Raw genomic sequence first — 19183 nt, 5'->3', positions numbered from 1 at the left:
CCGGGGTATCAATCAAATTGGCACTGGCTTATCAAGCACCCTGTTGAGTTCTCAAAGAACAACCACACACCATCCGGAAACCCCACACCGTGAGGCCCCCATCCGGGGCTGCACCACCCGCCGCTCCCGCGCCGGGCACTTTTACTACGTTACCTCACCGTCTCTACCGTGTCAAACCGTGTGTACCGGTCTGTCGTGCTTCGTACGGGTTGGCTCCGCCGAACACGCGCAGCGTCAACCACCACGCTTGATCGTCGGATTTGGCAGGCCGGCCGCCGCGGTTTCCCGCTAGCTCGCCCGGTGCCCTGCCGGTCGTCAACCATACCCGGTCGGTTCCGCCTCACCAAATCCGCCTCGCGGCGAATCCGGGGCACCGCCCGAACCGGCTCCTGTGGGTGTAACCCCGATGGCGCCGGTGCCATTCCCGGACCGAACCTCCAGGACGTTTGCCCTGTTTGCCCGTTCCGCGCTGGCAGAGAGAAAGTTACGCGCCCGCGGGTTTGATCGTCAAATCGGCGCGGAGCGTCCCGCGTCACATCCCGCTCGCCGGTACCGCACCGCCGGCCACCGGACGCTCGGAAGCACCGGGACCGGGCCGGAAGGTTGGCCCACCTGCCAGCTGTACCGCAGGCGATGGTCGTAACGCCGCCCGCGAGGCCGGAATTCCGCCCGCGGCCTCAGCCGATGGACGGACCGCGGCGGACGATGGGCGCAACGCCCCGCGCAGGATCGGCATTCCGCCGCGCCCTCTGCAACGGACGGACAGCGGTCGACAGGGGTCGCAACCCTCCCGTGGCGAGGGTGTTCCGCCGCAGCTCAGCCGACGGGTGGACGGCGGCGGGCGGCCCGCCAGGCACGGATGCCGAGGACGCCGACAGTGGTACCGATGACCAGGGACGCCGCGATCAGCAGGGCGTGCACCCAGAGGAAGCCGGTCGCCGGGAACTCGCCGACCCGGCCGGTGGACCAGGACCGCGGGTCCTTCCAGATGGCGACCGCGAATCTCGGCCAGATCACCCAGGTCCAGATACCGACCCCGGTGAGGAAGAGCGCCCAGCCCCGCGACAGCACCATGGCTGCCGAGTATGCCAGCGGCGGACCCGGCCCGGCGGCGCGACGGGCAGTCGATGCCGCAGGTCAGCCGGCGCGGAGCTGGCGGAACGTGACCGAGTAGCGCAGCTCGGGCACCGGCGGGATGCTGTGCTGCCAGCTCGACCGCGCCGCGCCGGCGAGCACGTACGCCGACCGGGGCGCCAATTCCACCTCGTACACCCGGCGGTCGTCGGCCTTGCCGCGCTGGAACCGCAAGCGGCAGGCGGAGCCCAGGGAGAGCCCGACCACCGTCGGCCCGAACGCCGGCGCGTCCCGGTGCCAGCCGATGACCGACCCGGGCGGATAGCGGGTCACCAGGGCCTGGGCGAGCGCGGTGGCCGGCAGGCCGGCGAGCGCGGCGCAGCGCCGGCGGACCTCGTGCAGCTCCACCGGCAACGCCTCGGCGGCGGTGAGCTGGAAGGAGCCGTAGTCGTAGTCGTAGCCGAAGTGCCGGACGGTGCGCCGGGCGATCTGCCCGTGCATGCGGACCTCGCGGAAGTCGTAGGCGGCCAGCGCGGCCAGCAGCGACCGCTCCTCGTCGACGTCGACCAGTTCCGGCTGGTAGGTCAACCCCGCCGGCCGTTCGTGGATGCCGCGCATCCGTCCCACCAGCCCGACGGTAGCGGCACGCCAGGGCGGCCGCCGGGCTTCCGGCGCCGGTCCGGGGAGGCCCGCGGCGGACGCGGGCCTCCCGCGAACTCAGAAGCAGGTGCCGATGCCACCGATCGCGGGGTTGGCCCGCTCGTGGTAGTGGACCGCGCCGCTCGGGTCGGCCATGAAGCCGCCCCAGATGATGCAGCCGCCCCTGACGTACGCCCTGGTGGGGCCGGCCGCGTAGAGCCGGTTGCCGTCGTCGGTCCGGGTCGGCAGGTACTGGGCGGCGAGGTAGACCTGGGTGCGGGTCGGCGCGCCGAGGTAGGCGGACTTGACGGTGACGGTGCAGCCGTAGCCGACCATCGGGTTATGGAGCAGGTAGACGGTGCCGAGCAGGGCACCGGTCTGCGCGTGCCGGATCGGGTCCTGGTCCTGGACGACGTATCCGAGCCCGCAGGCCGACTGCGGCGTCACCGGGTTGACCGTCGCGGCCTGCGCGGTGGCCCCCGCCCCGCCCACCAGACCCAACGCGAGCACGAGCACGACGCCGAGCCGCCGAATGGTGCGATACATCTGCTTCCCCTTTTCCCTCTGTAGCGGATGCGGGGATCAGAATGGGCCGCCGGCGTCCACCCATCGAATGTGCCGGGTGGACACTCTGAATTGCGCCCGGATGTGCCGCAGTGTGGTGCCGACCGCCGTCACCTGGGGATACGCGCCTCGCACCATCGGCGGGCGACGACTATGACGAATTTCGCACGAGACATTTCGGTGAACCGATAATTGCCGTGTTGTTTCCCGGAACGGCTGGCTGGGTGCTGTGATCCGACGGGTGTCGACATAAATCGGAGTGACCGGGCAGCCGTTCAATCCCGGGAGCTGGCGCGACCCGCCGCCCTCGCCGTGGGTACGAGCAGGCCACGCCGGACGCGGCGCCGGCGCCGGCGCCTTCCGACCCGGAGGCGTACGACCGGCCCGACTACCGGGACCGGGTCGGCGGCTACTACCGGGACAGCTACCACCAGGGCTGACGCGCCCGCCGGGAAGCCGATACCGTAGCGGCATGGTCCGGGCGAGTAGCTACGCGCCGGAGGTCGTCGACCCGGTCGACGGTCTCCCGCTCGATGCCGTGACCACGTTCCCCACCCGCTCCGGCGACGGCCGCGAGCGCATCATCGACGTACTTCGTGCCAGCGGGCTGCGGTTCCGCGACGGCGCGCGATGGCGGCCGGCTCACTGAGTCGATCCCACCGAGCCGCGGGGCGTCCGCCCCGGGTCGGTTCGCGCCCATCCTCTTTCTTCGGCACGAAAGGCGTACCACCATGTCCACGGCACGGATGCTCACCGGGGACCGCCCGACCGGGCGGCTGCACCTCGGCCACTACGTCGGCAGCATCGCCAACCGGGTGCGGCTGCACCACCGGTACGAGAGCTACTTCATCATCGCCGACCTGCACATGCTCACCACGCGGAACAGTCGGGAGGACATCGAGCGGGTGGCCGCCAACGCCCGCGAGATGGTCACCGACATCCTGGCGGCCGGCGTCGAACCCGGCACGGCGACCTTCTACCTCCAGTCGGCCATCCCGGAGGTCGGCGACCTGAACACCCTGCTGCAGAACCTGGTGACGGTGCCCCGGCTGGAACGGGTGCCGTCGCTGAAGGAGATGGCCCGCGACGCCGGCAAGGAGGAGATGCCGTACGGGTTGCTCGGCTATCCCGTGCTCCAGGCGGCGGACATCCTCTGCGTCAAGGGCCAGGTCGTCCCGGTCGGCAGGGACAACGCGGCGCACGTCGAGGTGACCCGGGAGATCGCCCGGCGCTTCAACCACCTCTACGGCGAGGTGTTCCCGGTGCCCGAGATGATCCCCTCGGAGACGCCCACCCTGATCGGCACGGACGGCCGGGCCAAGATGAGCAAGAGCCTGGGCAACGCGATCTCGCTCTCCGACGACCCGGCCACCGTGCGCCGGAAGGTGCTGGGGATGTACACCGACCCGAACCGGGTGCGGGCCGACGTGCCGGGCACCGTCGAGGGGAACCCGGTCTTCGCGTACCACGACGTGTTCAATCCGGACCGGGGCCGGGTGGCGGAGCTGAAACAGCGCTACCGGGCCGGCCGGGTCGGGGACGTCGAGGTGAAGGAGGAGCTGGCCGTCGCGCTCAACCGGTTCCTCGACCCGATCCGGGAACGCCGGGCCCGGATCGAGGCGGATCGGGGCCTGGTCGACCAGCTGATCGTCGAGGGGACCGAGCGGACCCGCGCCGAGGTGCGGCAAACCCTGCTGGAGGTACGCCGGGCGATGGGGCTGACCAGCGCGTACACCCAGGTGCGGCGCCGGGCCGAGCGGTATCGCAAGGGCGCGGGGACGGCGGCCTGACCGACCAGGTACGGCCGGCCCGGCGCCCGGTGGCGGGCCGGGCCGGCCGGTCAGGCGAAGACCAGCAGGGGGTCGGTCGCCGACCGGACCCCGACGAAGCAGGCGGCCGAGGTGCGGCAGCCCTTGCGCACCTCGCGTACGCCGTGCATCCGGCCTGCCTCGAACATGACCAGGTCGCCCTGGCCGGGCAGCACTGTGTCCAGCGGCGGGCCGACCCGTTCCGGCTCGATGCCGTAGTCGAACGGGTCGGTCTTGAGCGCCACGAACTCCTCCTCGGAGAGGTGTCCCCAGAAGTCGATCTCGCCGCCCTCGCCCGGTTCCGGCACCTCGAGGTAGATGTTCACGCCGAGCCGGCGGTGCAGCCGGTACGTGTCGAGCAACGGGATCTGCCGGCGGTCGATGTGCGGGCGGCCGCGCCCGCCGGGCGTCATCCGGCGCAGCACGCCGGGCAGCATCATCCGCCCCTCGTGCCGGCCGACGGTCGCCCCATATGACCACATCTCGTCCAGGTCGAGGCGGATCAGGTCGGTGGGAGACTGCTGCCCGGCGAAGACGTCGTGTCGGATCAGGCGGGTGGTGGCCGCCGCGGTGTCCAGGTAGCGGCGTACGCTCTCGCCGCCGTTGGCCACCTCGCCCATCGACGTCCCGACGCTGGTGAACTCCTTGGTGAGCAGGAAGTTCGCCTCCTCGACCGCGCGCACCACGCGGGGCAGCGCGGTCTCGCACTGCGCCGGCGGGTAGTACTCGCGGTGCCAGATGACGTCGATCTCCCCGGTCGCGAGTTCACGCAGCGACTCGGCGGTCAGTCGGTCCCGGCGGCGAAGTTGGTCGGTCACGTCAGCTCCCTCGTCACGCTGGCCGCGGCGCCGGAGTCGGACCTCGCCGTCTGATCCGTCATCCGCCACGTACCTTCCTGAGATCGGCCTCGGCGCGCGCCGTCTCGGCGTGCTCGTCGCCGAGGATCCGCCGACGGTCGGCGACCACCCCGACCAGCACCTTCTCCGCCTCCACGGTGGCGCCGGTGGCGATCAGGCAGTGCGCGAGGGTGTGCCGGGCGGCGATCATCGCGAGGTGTTGGACCTGCCGCTTCGCGGTGTCGGTGGCGAGGATCTCCCGCAGGTCCGCGAGGGCCTCGTCGACCCGGCCCTCCTCGAACCGGCAGATGTCCAGGGTGTGCCGCACCGTCAGGGTCTCGAAGTGGTCCGGCGCCCAGTGCCGCAGCCGGATCTCCAGGATCTCGGCCAGTTCGGCGCGGGCGTCCGCGTACCGCCCCTGGGCGACCACGGCGCGGGCCAGGCTGTGCCGCGCTGTCATGGTGTCGCGGTCCTCGGGGCCGCGGACCCGGAACTCGGCCCGGACGATGTCCCGCAGCTCCTCCTCGGCCTCGCGCCACCGGCCCTGCTCGAGGATGGTCCGGGCGAGCTTGTGCCGGCTGGCGAGGGTGTTGCGGTGTTCCCGGCCGAGCAGCGCCTCGCGCGCTGGGATGATCTTGCGGAGCTCCTCCTCGGCCCAGGCGAGGTGCCCCTGTTCCAGCGCCGCCCGGGAACGCTCGTGCCGGAGGCTGAGCACCGGCCGCTCGTCCAGGTCGACGCCGATGCGGCGGCAGCCGGCCAGGCACCGGTCCAGGAAGATCTCGGCCTGCCCGGGCAGCCCCACCGCCAGGATGTAGCGGGCGATGAGCCGGGCCAGGTCGAGTGCGACGTCGAGCAGGTCCGGCCGGCTCCGCGGCAGGTCACCGGCGTCGAGGAAGTCCAGCACCGCCCCCATCGTGGGCGGGGCCAGCACGTGCCAGCTCGCCCACTTGTCCGGCTCGTCGGGGTCGAACTCCTCCTCGCGCGGCCGGTCCGGATCCCGCAGCCGGAGCACGTCCAGCAGGTCGAGCACGAGTTCGTGGTAGGCGGCCCGGTCGGCCACCACGTCGGGTTGCTCGCGGACCAGTTCGCGGACCAGCGGGTGCAGGGTCACCACGTGCGAGACCGGCGACTGGGCGGGCAGCGACTCGATCACGCCGAGGTCGACCAGCGCGAAGTCGGCCAGCGACCGGAGCACCTCGCGCAGCCGCTCCTCGCCGATCTCGCCGATCAGCGGCGAGGCCGACAGCCGGACCGGGTCGAGCAGGACCGAGTAGGGGATCGGCGCGTCGCCGAGGCAGGCCAGCAGCCGCAGCATCGGCCGGGCCTGGTCGAGCCCGCGGCCGGCCAGCAGGTCCAGTGACATCTCCCAGGACTGCACCACCGGCCGGACCCCGGTGTCGAAGCCACTCGGCCCGGCCCGCCGCGTTCCGGCGCCCGTCCGGCGGTCCAGCGCCTCGCGGTAGTCGTCGTACGTCCGGATCGAGGACCGGGCGGTGCCGACCGGAATCCGGTTGGCCTCGGCCAGGTAGGTGCCGGCGCCCCGCAGCGCCAACGGGTGCCCCTTCAGCCGGGCGGCCAGCGCGGTGGCCTGGGCCAGGTTGCCGGGCGCCCCGCCGGCGAGGTCCGTCAGCACCTGCGCGCCGTCCTCGGGCGCCAACTCGCGGACCGGGTGCATGGTGGACCACTCGCCCCAGGTCTCCTGCCGGCCGTCGCGGGTGGTGACCAGGACCAGGCCGTTGGCGGTCCGGGGCTGCCGGAACCAGCCGGTGCCGTCGGCGACCAGCCCGTCGGCCGGTGCCAGCAGGCTCGGCTCGTCGGCGTTGTCGAAGATCAGCAGCCAGGGCCGGGGAGAGTCGTTCAGCAGGTCCCACACCAGTTCGACCGGGCTGCGCGCCTTGCCGGCCCAGGCCAGGTCGAGCTGGCTCTCCGGCGCCTGGAGCTGGCCGGCGACCTCGCGCATCCCGGCGCTCACCCGGGCCGAGTCCTTCGCCGAGATCCACCAGACCAGCCGGCCACGTTGCTCGAGCTGGCGGGCCACCTCCTGGGCGGTCAGGCTCTTGCCGCAGCCGCCCAGCCCCCAGAGGATCTGCGCGGCCTCCTCGGTCGGGCGGGTGGTGCCGGCGGGCGGCTCGGCGGCCCGCAGGATCGTCTCGACGAGGTGGTCCCGGCCGCGCAGCGGCAGGCGGTTCCGCCGGGGCGGGATGATCGAGAAGCCCGGGTCCTGCGGTGGTTTGGTCATCGCCGGCCGGCTCCGGAGCGGCGCGCGGCCGGGCCGGCACACCGCGGACGGCCGTGCCCGGCAGTGTCCACGTCGGACCTGACGCGTCGCGCGAGCGGGGTGGAGCTGCGGTGGCTCATCTGACCTCCCGGAGGGGCGGGACGGCAGGGTCCACGGTGGTCGGTCCGCCCGTGCGGTGGCGGCCGGTCGCGTGATCCGTGTCTCAACCCTACCGGCTCAGGCCTCCGGTATCACTCCGTGCAGCCGGCCCGACACGAACGGACCGGTCCCGCGGACGGGACGACGGCCGCGCCCGACCGGACAGCGGAGGGCGGGCGGACTGGCGTACCGCGGCTACCGTGGCCGTATGTCGATCGTGGATCGTCTGGCGTTCCTCCCGGCCGACTGGCACATCGACTGGGGCTCCGTGCCGGACTGGTTCGGCGGGCTCGGCACCGTCGGCACCCTGCTCTTCGGCGTGCTCAGCCTGCGGCGGGAGATCCGCGCGCGCCGCCGCGAGGACCGCGCGGCCCGGGCCCGGCAGGCCCGGCTCATCTCCACCACGGCCCGGATCCAGGGCGGCGGCGTGCTGCGCGTACGGGTCGCCAACGACAGCGACGGGCCGGTCTTCGACCTGGTGGCGACGCCGGTGGTGCACACCGGTTCGCCCGGGCCGGGCGGGCGGCGGGTGCCGGTCGCCACGGTGACCGGCCCGGTCGACCGGCTCGACGGCGGCACCAGCGCCGAACTCTTCGTCACCGTCGACCGCAGCGTCGACCTGACCGGCCACGCCTCGGCCACGGTCGAGCTGCGCTTCACCGACCAGCAGGGCAACCGGTGGCGGCGGGAGGGCACCGGGCAGCCGGAGCCCGACCTGGACGGCGACGCGGCGCCCCGCCGCTCCTGGCTGCGCCAGCGCTGATGGTGGGTTTGTCGGGGCTGGCGCGACTTCGTGAGATGCGGGAGATGGAGACGGGAGGCCTACGGCTTGCCGGCATCCGCCAGGATCGCGCGGAGGCGTGACAGGCATTCGCTCACGAAGGAGGGGTAGGTGCCCCAGTAGTACGACACGCCACTGACTCCCACCGCGAGGGCCCACGCCCGGGCCCGGAGCCACGTCACGTCGTCGAGGTCCAGCGCCCTCCAGTAGGCCTGTCGAGCCTCGGGCGGAAGATCCCACACGGTGGCGTGCTCGGCGTCGGGCAGGCCGATCGAGAGGCCGCCGAAATCGATGACGGCGTGCAGCTTTCCCTCCCGCGCCAGCAGGTTGGTGGGTTTGAGGTCGCCGTGCAGCCACACCTGTCGGCCGGTTGGCTCAGGCAGGGCGAGAGCAGCCCGCCACAGGTCTTGCAGGGTCGCGACGTCGAGGTCGAGGCCGGTGATCCTGCGGCAGTCGTCGAAGCACCCGCTGATCCACCGGTCGCAGTCCTGCAGGGCACCGCCCCGGTACCAGCTGAGCTCGTCCCGCCGCGCGGCGCCCATGAGCGGGATGGAGTGCAGGCTCCGCACCGTCGCTGCCAGGTCGGCACCGAGGGTGGACCAGTCGGTGACCGTTCCCGGGCCGACCTCGTCGCCGTCGATCCAGCGGTACACCGACCACGCGAGCGGGAACGCGGATCCGGGGCTGCCGGCGTGCACGGGCTCCGGAATGCGACAGGGAAGGTGCGGCGCCAGCCGCGGAAGCCACGTCTGCTCCTTCCGCACCGCCTCGGCGTTGTCCGGGGTGCGCGGAAGTCGTACGAGCAACTCGTCGCCCAGCCGGTACATGGTGTTGTCCGTGCCCGCGCCGGCGGGCGAGATGGAGAGGGCCGCCCACTCCGGTCGCTGTTCCCGCAGCAAGGACCGGACGAGTGCCTCATCCACCTGGATCTCGTTGTCGTGGAGGTTCACGACGGGAAGGGTTCCTGCCCGGGTGTCGCTGCCGCCAGTGATTTCTCCGACGCCGTGGCAGCCCGTGCGCTCCCATCCGTGGCCGGCCGGAGGGTCGCGGCGCGGGCGCGCTATGGCCGGTGTCGACGTCGGGATCGCCGCCGCCGGGCGACCAGTCGCCAGCCCACGGCGGAGAGCACCAGCGCGACCAGCGCCACCAGGAACTGTCCGAGGGGCCACCAGATGGCGAGCAGCCGGCGGACGGCCCCTTCGGGCCGTGATGGCGATGGTCCGCCGAAGTCGTCCAGCAGGTCGGCCGGCACGTCGACGAAGAGGGCGCTGGCCGGCAGTTCGACCAGTTCGGGTCGGGACCCGTCCGGGCGGAACTCCCGCAACTCGACCGCGCCGACCTGTGTCCAGCCGGTCTCGGACCAGAGGTGGTCGTCCGGCTGCTTGATCATCCCCTGTTCCGGCTGGTACTCGGCGACGACGGCGTCACCGTCGCGCTGCCATCCGAGCAGCCTGGCGGCCAGGCCCCGCGCGGGGGGTAGCGCCGGGCCGATCGCCGGTGCGCCGGTGCGTGCGTCCCGGTAGCCGATGCGGATCTGCCGCCGGGCCAGGCGTCCCTCGTCGCAGCTGCCGCCGTCCTCGCAGTCGCCCATCGACCAGATGGCGATCCGGTCGCCGCCGGGCAGCCAGGCGCCGGGCCCGGCGAGCCGGTCGCGCGGGGTGAGCGCAGCGAGGGTATGCGTCGTGCCGGCGGCCAGGTCGACGATGTGCAGCGCGTCGGTCGTCGCCACGGCGAGGCGGGAGCCGTCCGGGGCGAAGGCGGCGAGGTTGCCGGCGCGGAACGTCCCGGTGATCGGGGGAAGCTGGCGGAGCGCCCCGGTGGCCGGGTCGAGCAGGCTCAGCCGTCCCAGCCGGCCGTCGATGCTCTGTGCCATGACCAGCAACGACCGGCCGTTCGGCGCCCAGGCCACCGGGAGGCCACCGGCGTACTGCCGCATCCGGCCGGTGGTCAGGTCGAGGATCGCCGTCTGCCCGACCGGGTCGTCGGGCCAGTGGCTGCCCTCCAACCAGGGTTGAGCGGCCAGTTGGTGACCGTCGGGCGAGAGCAGCAGATCGTCCGTCCCGGCACTGGTCTCCCCGACCGTACGGGCCAGCCGGTAGTCGCCGTCGCGTCCCACCACCAGGCTGCGCCCCTCCCAGCCCCAGATGTCGCTGCCGCGCAGCTCCCGGTCGCCGGCCACCACCAGGACGGCCGGGCCCGGCGGATCCTCGGTGACGGTCGCCTCCCCGGTCAGCGGTGGGTAGACCCGCGACGGCACCACCGGCCGGTCCGCGCCGGCCGGCGTGTGACCCGCGTCCGGCAGCGCGGGCAGCAGCAACGGCGTACCGGCCAACGCCGCCACGAACGCCGCCAGCGCCGCCCCGACCTGGCGCCGGCGGCGCCGCCGGCCGCGTCGCCAGGTGTCCGGTGAGATCCGCGCCGGACGCGACTCCTCGGCTATCCGACCCAACGCCTCCGTCAGCACCCGATCGCTCACGACCGCACCTCCAGCAGCTCCGCCAACTCCGGGGCGAGCACCCGCAGCCGGGCCAGCCCGTCCCGCAACTGGCTCTTCACGGTCCCCACCCGACAGCCGAGGGTGTCGGCGATCTGCGCCTCGCTGAGGTCGCCGAAGTACCGCACCACGATCGCGGCGCGCTGCCGGGGAGCGAGCCGGGCCAGCGCCGCCCGGACCGCGAGCGTCACGGCGACCGCGTCCGCCTCGTCCGGCACCGGCCGGTCGATGGCGTCCAGCGGAGCCTCCCGCACCCGCCGGGCCCGCCACCGCCACCAGGAGACGTGCTGGTGGTAGAGGACGCGACGGACGTACGGGTCCGGGTCACCGCCAGCCACCACCCGCTTCCACCGACCGGCGACCCGCAGCAGCGTCTGCTGGACCAGGTCCTCGGCGAGATGGTGATCGCCGGTGAGCAGGTAGGCGTGCCGAGAAAGACCCGCACCACGGGCCTGAACGTACGCCTCGAACGACTGCCGGTCGGCATCCACGCGCCACCTCCTGCTCTGCTCACACGCTCATCCGGCGGATCGTGGAGGGGCGTCGACGCGAGGTTTTCGCCGATGTGCGCCGAAGGGACCCGAACCCCTGACCTTCTGATCCGTGGCTCCGCGCGATGCGGTCTCCAACGGCTGCCCCTGACCTGGTAGCCCGAGGTCGAGCGACCACAGCTGTGCAGGCGCCGGAGCGGCTGGATTCCGAACACGGCGTTCACCGGGTCGCGCCGCGACGCCGTAGTCAGACCGGTACAGAGACCGGGGTGGTGGCTGGAACCGGCCGGTTCATCAGCCGCCAGGTGCGCCGACGGACCAGCGGGTCCAGGGTGACCAACAGGTACGCCGTGCCTACTACGAGGATGCCTCCGGTGGCGCCGAGCGTCGACGCGAGCACGCCGCCCACGAGCCCGCCGAGCGGGATGCCGGCCCAGGCCAGACCGCCGACCGCGCCGAGGACACGCGCCCGCAGGCCGGCCGGGATGCGTTCGAACTCCGCAGCGGACAGCAACGGGTTGATGGCCCCGATCAGCACCCCACCGACGAGCGCGACGCCCGCGATGACGGGTAGCCCGACCGGCAGCGCCAGCACGAAGATCCGCGGGACGGCGCCGAGCAGGAAGGCCACGGCGTACGTGCGCCATCGCGGCAATCGCGCGCCGTACATCGACACGAGCAGCGACCCGACGAAGGCGCCGGCGCTCAGCGCGCCGAACACGAGCCCGACGGGTGCGGCGTCGTCGAAGCGCTCGGCCGCCCACACCGGGATCAGCACCGCCGTCATCGCCTGGTCGAGCAGGTTCGTCAGCAGCACCATCGCGACGATCGCCCGGAGCAGCGGATCACGCCGGACGAAACGCAGCCCGGCCCCGAGGTCGGCGAGGTAGCCGCCGACACCGGTGCGGTGGCCCGCCTCGGCCGGGTCGGGTTCGGCCCGCCGGACCCGGACCAGGGTCGCCACCAGCGCGGCGGCGAGCAGGAAGCTGGCCGCGTCCAGCGCGATGACCGCGGGAGCGCCGACCAGAGCGATCAGCACCGCGCCCAGCGGCGCCCCGATCAGCGACCCGAGGCGCTGCACGCTGTCGGCCAGCCCGGCGGCACGCTCGTTGCTCCACCCGGCGGCGGCCGCGACGTCGGGCACCATCGCGTACTTCGCGTTGTCCGACGGCCCGCGGAACAGCCCGACCACCCCGACCAGCACGAGCAGGACCGGGAAGGCGAGCAGGCCGGCGGCGTACAGCAGGGGCACCACGCCGAGCACGAGCCCGGCGGTCAGGTCACCGCCGACGCTGGCCCTCCGCGGCCCGATCCGGTCGACCAGCGGTCCGCCGAGTACGCGCGCCGCGACCAGGGCGCCCATCTCCACGAACGCGGTAACGCCGGTCAGCAGGGCGTCGCCGGTGCTCTGCAGCACGAACCAGGGCACCGCCACGACCGACATCCGGGTGCCGGTGACCGAGACCGCCTGGGCGATGAGCAACCCGTACGCGGACCGCTGACTCATGGTCGGTCCCCGTCCGCAGCACCGGAGGGTTCATCGGCCGCGGTACCGGACGATTCACCACCCGCGGTGACGGGCCCGCCGACGGGCGCGGGTCGCGTCGCCAACAGCGCGTCCAGCTGGCCGCGCCGCGGGAAGATTTGGAACTGCGTGGTCATCGCGACGCGTTCCGATCCGTCGCCGGCCCGGTCCGCCGCCCGGTCCCGGTGCCGCACCAGCAGGGCCATCATGTCGTCGGCGAGTTGCTGCGCCTCGGCGGCGCTCAGGCTGACCGTGAGGTCGCTCATGCTGGTCGCCCTCACCCACTCCTGCGGCCAGTCGGCCAGCTCGGTGATGGACCGCTCGACGTTCTCCGCGTACATCCGCGCGACCGTACGCAGGTACGCCTCGCCGAGTTCGCGCTCCGGGGCGTCCCGGTCGGGGGCGTCGAACCAGGTCGAGCGATGCACGGCACGCCAGAAGCGCTCCCGACCGCGGCCCAGCTCGGGCGCGTCGGTGACGAAGCCGTGAGCGGCCAGTGTGCGGAGGTGGTAGCTGGTCGCTGCGCTGGACTCGCCGAGCCGGGCGGCCAGCTGGGTGGCGGTCTGCGGCCCCTCATGACGCAGTGCGCCGAGCAACCGCAGGCGCAGTGGATGGGCTACACCGCGTAGCGTTCGCGCGTCGAGGACTACGTCCTGCGTGGAGTCGTACCCGGGTTTGTGCGGATCCTCAGCCATGAGTGCCAAGATAGCTTTGCAAAGAAATCTTTGCAACAGGTTGTTGGCATCGCGTCGGACGGTGTCGTGCAGCCAGGCGAGGTACCGCCGGATCCGGGGGGTGTAGGCGCCCGGATCTCGAACGGCTGGTGAGCTGCTCGGTTTGGCGTGGTGGCAGCAGGCTGTGGCGCGCGCGTGGGCTGGTTGTTGCACGTCAGCCGTTCTCGGCGATGTCCATTGCGAGGGGCTACCACCTCCGGCATGACGCAGGCATGATCCAACCCCCAGAGGAGCTTCCATGCGTACCCGTCCACCTCTCGCCGTCGGGGCGGCCTTCGTCCTCGCTCTGACACTCAGTCCATCGGCCACCGCGGCCGTCGTCGATCTCGGATCGCCGGCCACCGATCGGATCGACGTGCGTCGTACGTCGAGTTCCGTGCGACCGACCGAAGCGCAGGTCACCGCCGTACGCGAATTGGTCGCGTCCGCGGGCGCGGGCACGCGGGTCAGCTGGGACGGGCGGTTCGGCACGCCTCGGACGATCCGTAAGGACGGTGGCTGGCTCACCGGGCCCCGCTCTGGCGATCCGGTTACCGTCGCCCGGTCCTTCATCGACGCCAACCGCGACGCGTTCGGTCTGTCCGGCAAGGACGTCGCGGAGCTGACGGTCGTGCGGGACCACGAACTCGTCGGCACCGGCACCCACGTGGTGAACTTCGCACAGACGTACGCCGGCCTGGCGGCGGTGCGCGGCGGTCGGTTGGGGGTGGCGGTCGCCAGGGACGGGCGGGTCCTCTCCTACGCCGGCACGTCGGCCCGCGGTGGTGGGCTGGTCGCCGCGCACACGCTGTCAGCGGGCCAGGCGTTGCAGACCGTGGTCGGTCGCCTCGCCGCCGGTATCGGCTACACCGTGCAGCCGACCGGGCAGCGCGCCGGCTTCCAGGTCTTCGCGAAGGGGTCCTTCGCGGGTGACTCCTACGTGCAGAAGGGCGCTTTCCCGACCCGTGACGGTGCCCGGCCGGCCTACCGGGTGCTGTTCGTCAAGGCGCTGGACCAGGCGTGGGACATCGTTGTCGACGCGGCGACCGGTGAGACGCTGTACCAGGCCTCCCTGGTGGCGCACGACGCCGAAGGCACCGTCTACGAGAACCACCCCGGTGCTCCGGCCGGCGGCACCCCGGTCATCAAGTCGTTCGGGCCGACCGCCCAGTCGCCGTCGGGATACGTCGACCCCAGCGGGCTGGCCGGCGTCCCAGGGCCGACGACCGTCGGCAACAACGCGAACACGTACGCCAACTACTCGAACTTCCTGGTCCCCGCCGACCAGGCGCCGCGGCCGGTGAGCCCGACCGCCCAGTTCAACTACGCCTACGCCGCCAACTGGACGCGCAGCAACGGGCAGACGGTGCCACCGAGCTACGCCCAGGACCTCGATCCGGCGGCAACCAACCTGTTCTGGCACCACAACCGCATCCACGACGAGTTTCGGGCTCTGGGCTTCACCGAATCGGGCGGGAACTTCCAGACCACCAACGGCGCCAACGGCGGTCAGGGCGGCGACCCTGTCCTCGGGCTGGTCCACGCCGGCGCGGTGACCGGCGGCGCGCCGACCTACACCGGCCGGGACAACGCATACATGCTCACCCTGCCGGACGGCATCCCGGCGTGGAGCGGCATGTTCCTGTGGGAGCCGATCAACGACACGTTCGAGGGCCCGTACGCCGACGGGAACTTCGACGCCTCCGTCATCGAGCACGAGTACGCGCACGGGCTGTCCAACCGCTACGTCAGCGCCGAGGACAACGCCCTGACCACCCACCAGTCCGGTTCGATGGGCGAGGGCTGGGGCGACTGGTACGCGCTGAACTACCTCTACGGGAAGAAGCTCGCCACCACCGCCGTGGTCGGCCAGCACGTGACCGGCAACAGCCAGCGTGGCATCCGGAACTGGAGTTACGACCAGAACCCCACCGGCTTCGGTGACATCGGCTACGACCTCGGTGGCACCGAGGTCCACTCCGACGGTGAGATCTGGACGGCGATCCTGTGGGACATGCGCAAGGGCCTCGTCGCCCGCTACGGCGAAACGGCCGGTGGTGACATGGCCGCACGGCTCGTCACCGACGCGATGCCGCTGTCCCCCGCCGACCCTTCCTTCATCGACATGCGCGACGCCATCCGCACCGCGCTGGCGAACCGCTACCACAGCAGGTCGGACTACGCCGCGATCGTGGATGTGGTCTACGGCGCTTTCGCCAAGCGGGGCTTGGGGCTGCACGCCGCGAGCAACGGCGGCGACGACACCGACCCCGTCCCCTCGTACCAGCACGTGAACCCGGCCCGCAACGGCACCCTGACCGGCACCGTCGTCAACGCCGCCACTGGTGAACCGGTCCCCGGTGCCCGCATCATCCTCGGCGTCTTCGAAGCGCGGGTGACCGCGCTGAGGACGTCGTCCGCGGAGGGTGGGTTCTCCGCGCCGGTGACCGCCGGCACCTACCCGGTGACGATCGTGGCCGAGGGATTCGGCTCCCGAACCTTCCCAGGCGTGAAGATCACCGCCGGTAAGACGTCCGCACTGCGATTCGCGCTGGCCCCCAATCTGGCGTCCGCCGCCAACGGCGCAGCCATCGTCTCGGCCACCACGACCGGTGCCGGACAGCTGATCGACGACACCGAGGCGAGCAGCTGGAAGGCCGCCGCGGGCACCGGCAACGCCGTGATCAAACTAGCCGCTCCCGCGCAGATCTCCTCGGTCCAGGTCAGCGCGTTCGCCACCTCCCGCTTCGAGGGCCTGCGCGGGTTCACCCTGCAGGCCTCCACCGACGGGGTCAACTGGCAGACCGTCCTGACCCGGGCGGACGCATTCGGCTACCAGACGCCCCGCCCCACCGCACCCGACCTGCACTACAAGCAGTTCGCGCTGCCGAAGCCGGTGCAGGCCCAGTACGTGCGGTTCTGGACCGACACCGCGCTCGGCGAGACCAGAAGCGACGTGCAGACGGCTGAGCTGCAGGCCTTCTCGCAGACCGCCACCGGGGTTGAGCCGCTGCCCCCGTCACCGCCGGACGCTCCGGTGACCGAGACCGGGATGATCGTCACGGGCAACCCGTCCACCGGCACGGCCGACGACGCCACCGGCGTGACCGCCACCGCGTTCACGTCCGCCTGTGCGGTGCCGGTGGCACCGGTGCAGGGCGCGGACGGTTGGGTCACGAAACTGCCGGACAGCTTCGGTGACGGAGCCCACCGGGTGCAGGTACGCGGCGACACCGCCATCCCGTACGACTTCGACCTGTACTTCTACGACGAGTCGTGCGCCCTGCTCGGCTCTGCGGCGTCGGAGGCCGCCGACGAGTCCGGCACGATTCCGAGCGGGACCCGCTACCTCCTCAGCCAGCTGTGGCTGGGCGCCGCGGTGCCGTTCACCCTCACCGCGACGGACACAAGGTGATGTAGGCCAGCCGCCGCCATTCCTCCGACGCCGTCCGCGACGCCTCCCGGGTGGTGGCTGCCGGCACCCGGCAGCCACCACCGTCTCTCACATCTCCGCGGCTACGGCCTGGCAGGCGGCGACGAGAGCTGAGACACGACATGGCGGACTGTCGGCCAACTCGGGTCGTGATAGTCGAGCAGAATGTCCAGGTGAGGGCCAGCACACAGGTGCACGTCGCTCGCCTGACGGTTCGCGTGGCTCGTTGCCGATGCTCTCGGGGCATGCGTCGCCACGCGAAGATCGATGCGGTGAGCCTCGTCTCCGCTCGCCGCCGTCATACCTGCGATCACCATGACCGGCGGTTCGCTCGCTGTGCTGTCGGTTGAATCCAGGCGGGCAAAGTCGGGGCGGCCCGATCTGGAAACCCAGCAGTGGCAGACCCGACCACGCGCGTGCAATGCGCGAACCAGGCGACCAACGACAGTGACATGCGAGGGCGGGCAAGTTACCACCACCCGCAAGCCCTTACCGACCGTCGCCGCCACGATCAGGTCAGCGACGGTCGCCAGCACCATACGTTCACGCGCAACGGCGGACAGATCAAGCACACAAATGCCCTTCAGCCCAGGCGAACCGGCACCAGCTATCAATACAGCCTCGGCACCGGACTCGGCGCGAGATGCTGCCGGCCCGACATGGACGCTTGTGACGTCCCGAGCCGACCTCTGCACCTGCCACCAATGCAGGCGTCAAGAATGCGACAGCCGTTACATTGACCTACGTCCGCCTTTATGGCCACACACACAACGCCCGGACGCTTGAGGTCCTACAGGCCGCCACCGCCTCCTTGGCCTGCTACTCAAGGCTCCGCCCTCACGACCGCGGGCTGCGGCGGTTCGCCCTGTTCCGATGCGCTACCAATCACCACGCCGAGCGCCAACAGCATTTCCGATAATGTTCAGCCCGGCTGGAACCAGACACTGGAAACCGCGCAGCGCCTCAGCTGGGCGTGGCCGGGTGACACAACAACCCGCCCGTCGCCGGATCGCTTCCGCTGATGCACTAGGGACCGAATCGGTCCGGCCGCGAGTCCGCTCGTCATGCAGAAAGCGGTCGCGGACGGGAGCACGGCCGAACCCGCGGAATGCTGCCATCGACGTCCCCGACGACGAGCACCGTGACGAAGGCTGCGGCGACCAAACGCGCTGCCGCCGTGAACCAACCGGCTCCGGTCCCGGGGTGTTGGGTGCGCTACGGTCGCGCCTGGCGACGACTCGGAGGTGATCCCCGCAATGGGCCATCGGTGCGGCCAAGCTGGCCAGCGGAAAAGGTCCCAGCACCGCCTCAACAGGTGCCGCCGATTCCTCGACGCGGCCGACGACGGCTCGAACGCTCTGGTCGCGGAGTGCGACATCCGCCGGGACGGCCACCACCTGAGCGGTGTGCGCCTGGCCAGCGCGGGTGCGGCGTCACTTTACGGGCAGGGCGGCCGCCGGTGAACCTGACCAGGATCGCGCGGACAACGTCAGCGGCGGTCGTCGCCGGGGTGGCGGCCATCGCCAGTTACAGCCACATGCGACAGCTCGCCGCCGAGCACGGTCAGCCGCCCATCCTGTCCAATCTCCTCCCCATCAGCGTCGACGGGATGCTGATCGTGGCCTCCGCGGTGCTGGCCGACGACCGGGCCGCCGGTCGGCCGGGGCGCATGTCAGCGCGGGTGTCCTTCCTGATCGGCGTGGTGGCGTCGATCGTCGCGAACGTCCTGGCGGCGCCGGACAACCTGGTGGCCCGGGTCATCTCCGCCTGGCCAGCCCTGGCGCTGCTGCTGGTGGTGGAAATGCTGACCGGCGGGCGGCCAGCACCCGCGGTGCCCAGCAGCAACGAGGAGGCGGAGGACGAGGCCCCCATCCGCGCCGCCGCGGTGGGCGGCACCGATATCGCGCCGCGATCTTCCCAACCTCGAAGCGCCCCGCGGAGGGCTACGCCGGTGAAGACTCCGCCGGCCGGCAACGGCGCCCGTCCGTCCGCCGCCGCACGGGTGCTCGCCGCGCGCGCCGCCGACCCCGGCGCCTCCGTGGCGGATATCGCCCGGCAGGCCGGAGTCACCGACCGGACGGCGCGGCGGCACCTCAACGGAACGCCCGTCAGTTAGCGGCTCCAGCCTGCCTCGACAACCAACCGCACCAACCTGACCCTCAGGCCATCGATCTGCTCCTGCTGGCCGCGGGTCCACCGGGCCGTTGTGCGTCACCAGATGTGTTGACAGCCGAATGGGATGATCACGGCCTCGCAGCAGCGTGAGCCTCAATCTCCGGCAACCTCGATCCGCGGTGCCGGGACCGGCGGCAGGTACGCCTGGTCGGAGATGATGACCACGTCCACCTCACGGGTGCTGACCATCCAGTTCACCGATTCCCACGGTCCACGGACGATGCCCTCTAACCGGTAGCCTCGCCGTCGGCTGTAGTCCAGGCATCTCGCCAC

15 protein-coding genes are annotated in these 19183 nt (G+C 71.9%); 5 read left to right on the top strand and 10 right to left on the bottom strand.

Annotated elements, in window-relative coordinates; genetic code table 11:
- Nucleotides 1-816 precede the first annotated feature (816 nt).
- From AC1WTP_RS16795 to AC1WTP_RS16785, 3 genes are all read right to left on the bottom strand, one after another.
- Nucleotides 817-1074: an SCO4848 family membrane protein gene (locus AC1WTP_RS16795; protein ID WP_481650186.1), complete on the bottom strand. Its 258-nt coding sequence runs from the start codon at nt 1072-1074 to the stop codon at nt 817-819.
- Between the two features lie 63 nt (nt 1075-1137).
- Complete coding sequence (locus AC1WTP_RS16790) at nt 1138-1692, bottom strand: alpha-ketoglutarate-dependent dioxygenase AlkB (RefSeq protein ID WP_481650197.1); 555 nt, start codon at nt 1690-1692, stop codon at nt 1138-1140.
- 99 nt (nt 1693-1791) lie between these two features.
- A complete protein-coding gene (locus tag AC1WTP_RS16785) occupies nt 1792-2259 on the bottom strand; it encodes a hypothetical protein (RefSeq protein WP_481650185.1) in 468 nt (155 codons plus the stop codon).
- Between the two features lie 490 nt (nt 2260-2749).
- On the opposite strand from AC1WTP_RS16785, the gene AC1WTP_RS16780 reads away from it, so the two are divergent.
- On the top strand, nt 2750-2926 hold the full coding sequence (locus tag AC1WTP_RS16780; protein WP_481650184.1) for a hypothetical protein: 177 nt from the start codon (nt 2750-2752) through the stop codon (nt 2924-2926).
- An 82-nt stretch (nt 2927-3008) separates the two neighbouring features.
- Nucleotides 3009-4067 carry a tryptophan--tRNA ligase gene (trpS, locus tag AC1WTP_RS16775; RefSeq protein WP_481650183.1) on the top strand — a complete coding sequence of 353 codons (1059 nt, stop codon included), beginning with the start codon at nt 3009-3011 and terminating at the stop codon, nt 4065-4067.
- A 50-nt stretch (nt 4068-4117) separates the two neighbouring features.
- On the opposite strand, the gene AC1WTP_RS16770 is transcribed toward trpS, so the two are convergent.
- Both AC1WTP_RS16770 and AC1WTP_RS16765 read right to left on the bottom strand, forming a co-directional pair.
- Nucleotides 4118-4903 (bottom strand): 2OG-Fe(II) oxygenase, encoded by a 786-nt coding sequence (locus AC1WTP_RS16770; protein WP_481650182.1) that lies wholly within the window; start codon nt 4901-4903, stop codon nt 4118-4120.
- 58 nt (nt 4904-4961) lie between these two features.
- Nucleotides 4962-7160, bottom strand: a complete 2199-nt coding sequence (locus AC1WTP_RS16765; protein WP_481650181.1) for a tetratricopeptide repeat protein — start codon at nt 7158-7160, stop codon at nt 4962-4964.
- A gap of 346 nt (nt 7161-7506) precedes the next feature.
- Here AC1WTP_RS16765 and AC1WTP_RS16760 point away from each other — a divergent pair, with 346 nt between their 5' ends.
- Nucleotides 7507-8061, top strand: a complete 555-nt coding sequence (locus AC1WTP_RS16760) for a hypothetical protein (RefSeq protein WP_481650180.1) — start codon at nt 7507-7509, stop codon at nt 8059-8061.
- 59 nt (nt 8062-8120) lie between these two features.
- Here the strand turns inward: AC1WTP_RS16760 and AC1WTP_RS16755 are convergent, their stop codons facing one another.
- The 5 genes from AC1WTP_RS16755 to AC1WTP_RS16735 all read right to left on the bottom strand — a co-directional run bounded on the left by AC1WTP_RS16755 (nt 8121) and on the right by AC1WTP_RS16735 (nt 13284).
- Nucleotides 8121-9029, bottom strand: a complete 909-nt coding sequence (locus AC1WTP_RS16755) for an aminoglycoside phosphotransferase family protein (protein WP_481650179.1) — start codon at nt 9027-9029, stop codon at nt 8121-8123.
- A 110-nt stretch (nt 9030-9139) separates the two neighbouring features.
- The gene (locus AC1WTP_RS16750) at nt 9140-10555 is read right to left on the bottom strand and encodes a WD40 repeat domain-containing protein (protein WP_481650178.1); all 1416 of its coding nucleotides are present in this window, start codon (nt 10553-10555) and stop codon (nt 9140-9142) included.
- Entirely contained in the window at nt 10552-11064 is a 513-nt protein-coding gene (locus AC1WTP_RS16745; RefSeq protein WP_481650177.1) for a SigE family RNA polymerase sigma factor, read from the bottom strand. Before AC1WTP_RS16745 ends, AC1WTP_RS16750 begins: the two co-directional genes overlap by 4 nt.
- A gap of 247 nt (nt 11065-11311) precedes the next feature.
- On the bottom strand, nt 11312-12571 hold the full coding sequence (locus AC1WTP_RS16740; protein WP_481650176.1) for an MFS transporter: 1260 nt from the start codon (nt 12569-12571) through the stop codon (nt 11312-11314).
- Nucleotides 12568-13284, bottom strand: a complete 717-nt coding sequence (locus tag AC1WTP_RS16735; RefSeq protein WP_481650175.1) for a helix-turn-helix domain-containing protein — start codon at nt 13282-13284, stop codon at nt 12568-12570. The genes AC1WTP_RS16740 and AC1WTP_RS16735 overlap by 4 nt, the downstream gene beginning before the upstream one ends.
- A gap of 415 nt (nt 13285-13699) precedes the next feature.
- Here AC1WTP_RS16735 and AC1WTP_RS16730 point away from each other — a divergent pair, with 415 nt between their 5' ends.
- A complete protein-coding gene (locus tag AC1WTP_RS16730) occupies nt 13700-16717 on the top strand; it encodes a M36 family metallopeptidase (RefSeq protein WP_481650174.1) in 3018 nt (1005 codons plus the stop codon).
- Between the two features lie 1126 nt (nt 16718-17843).
- Nucleotides 17844-18851, top strand: coding sequence for a DUF2637 domain-containing protein (locus tag AC1WTP_RS16725; RefSeq protein ID WP_481650173.1), 1008 nt, complete (start codon nt 17844-17846; stop codon nt 18849-18851).
- Nucleotides 18852-19183: the final 332 nt, after the last annotated feature.

The sequence above is a fragment of the Micromonospora sp. R311 genome, from assembly GCF_056780015.1.
The sequence above is the reverse complement of the archived record's forward strand: the minus strand, read 5'-3'. Positions and strand labels throughout refer to the sequence as shown.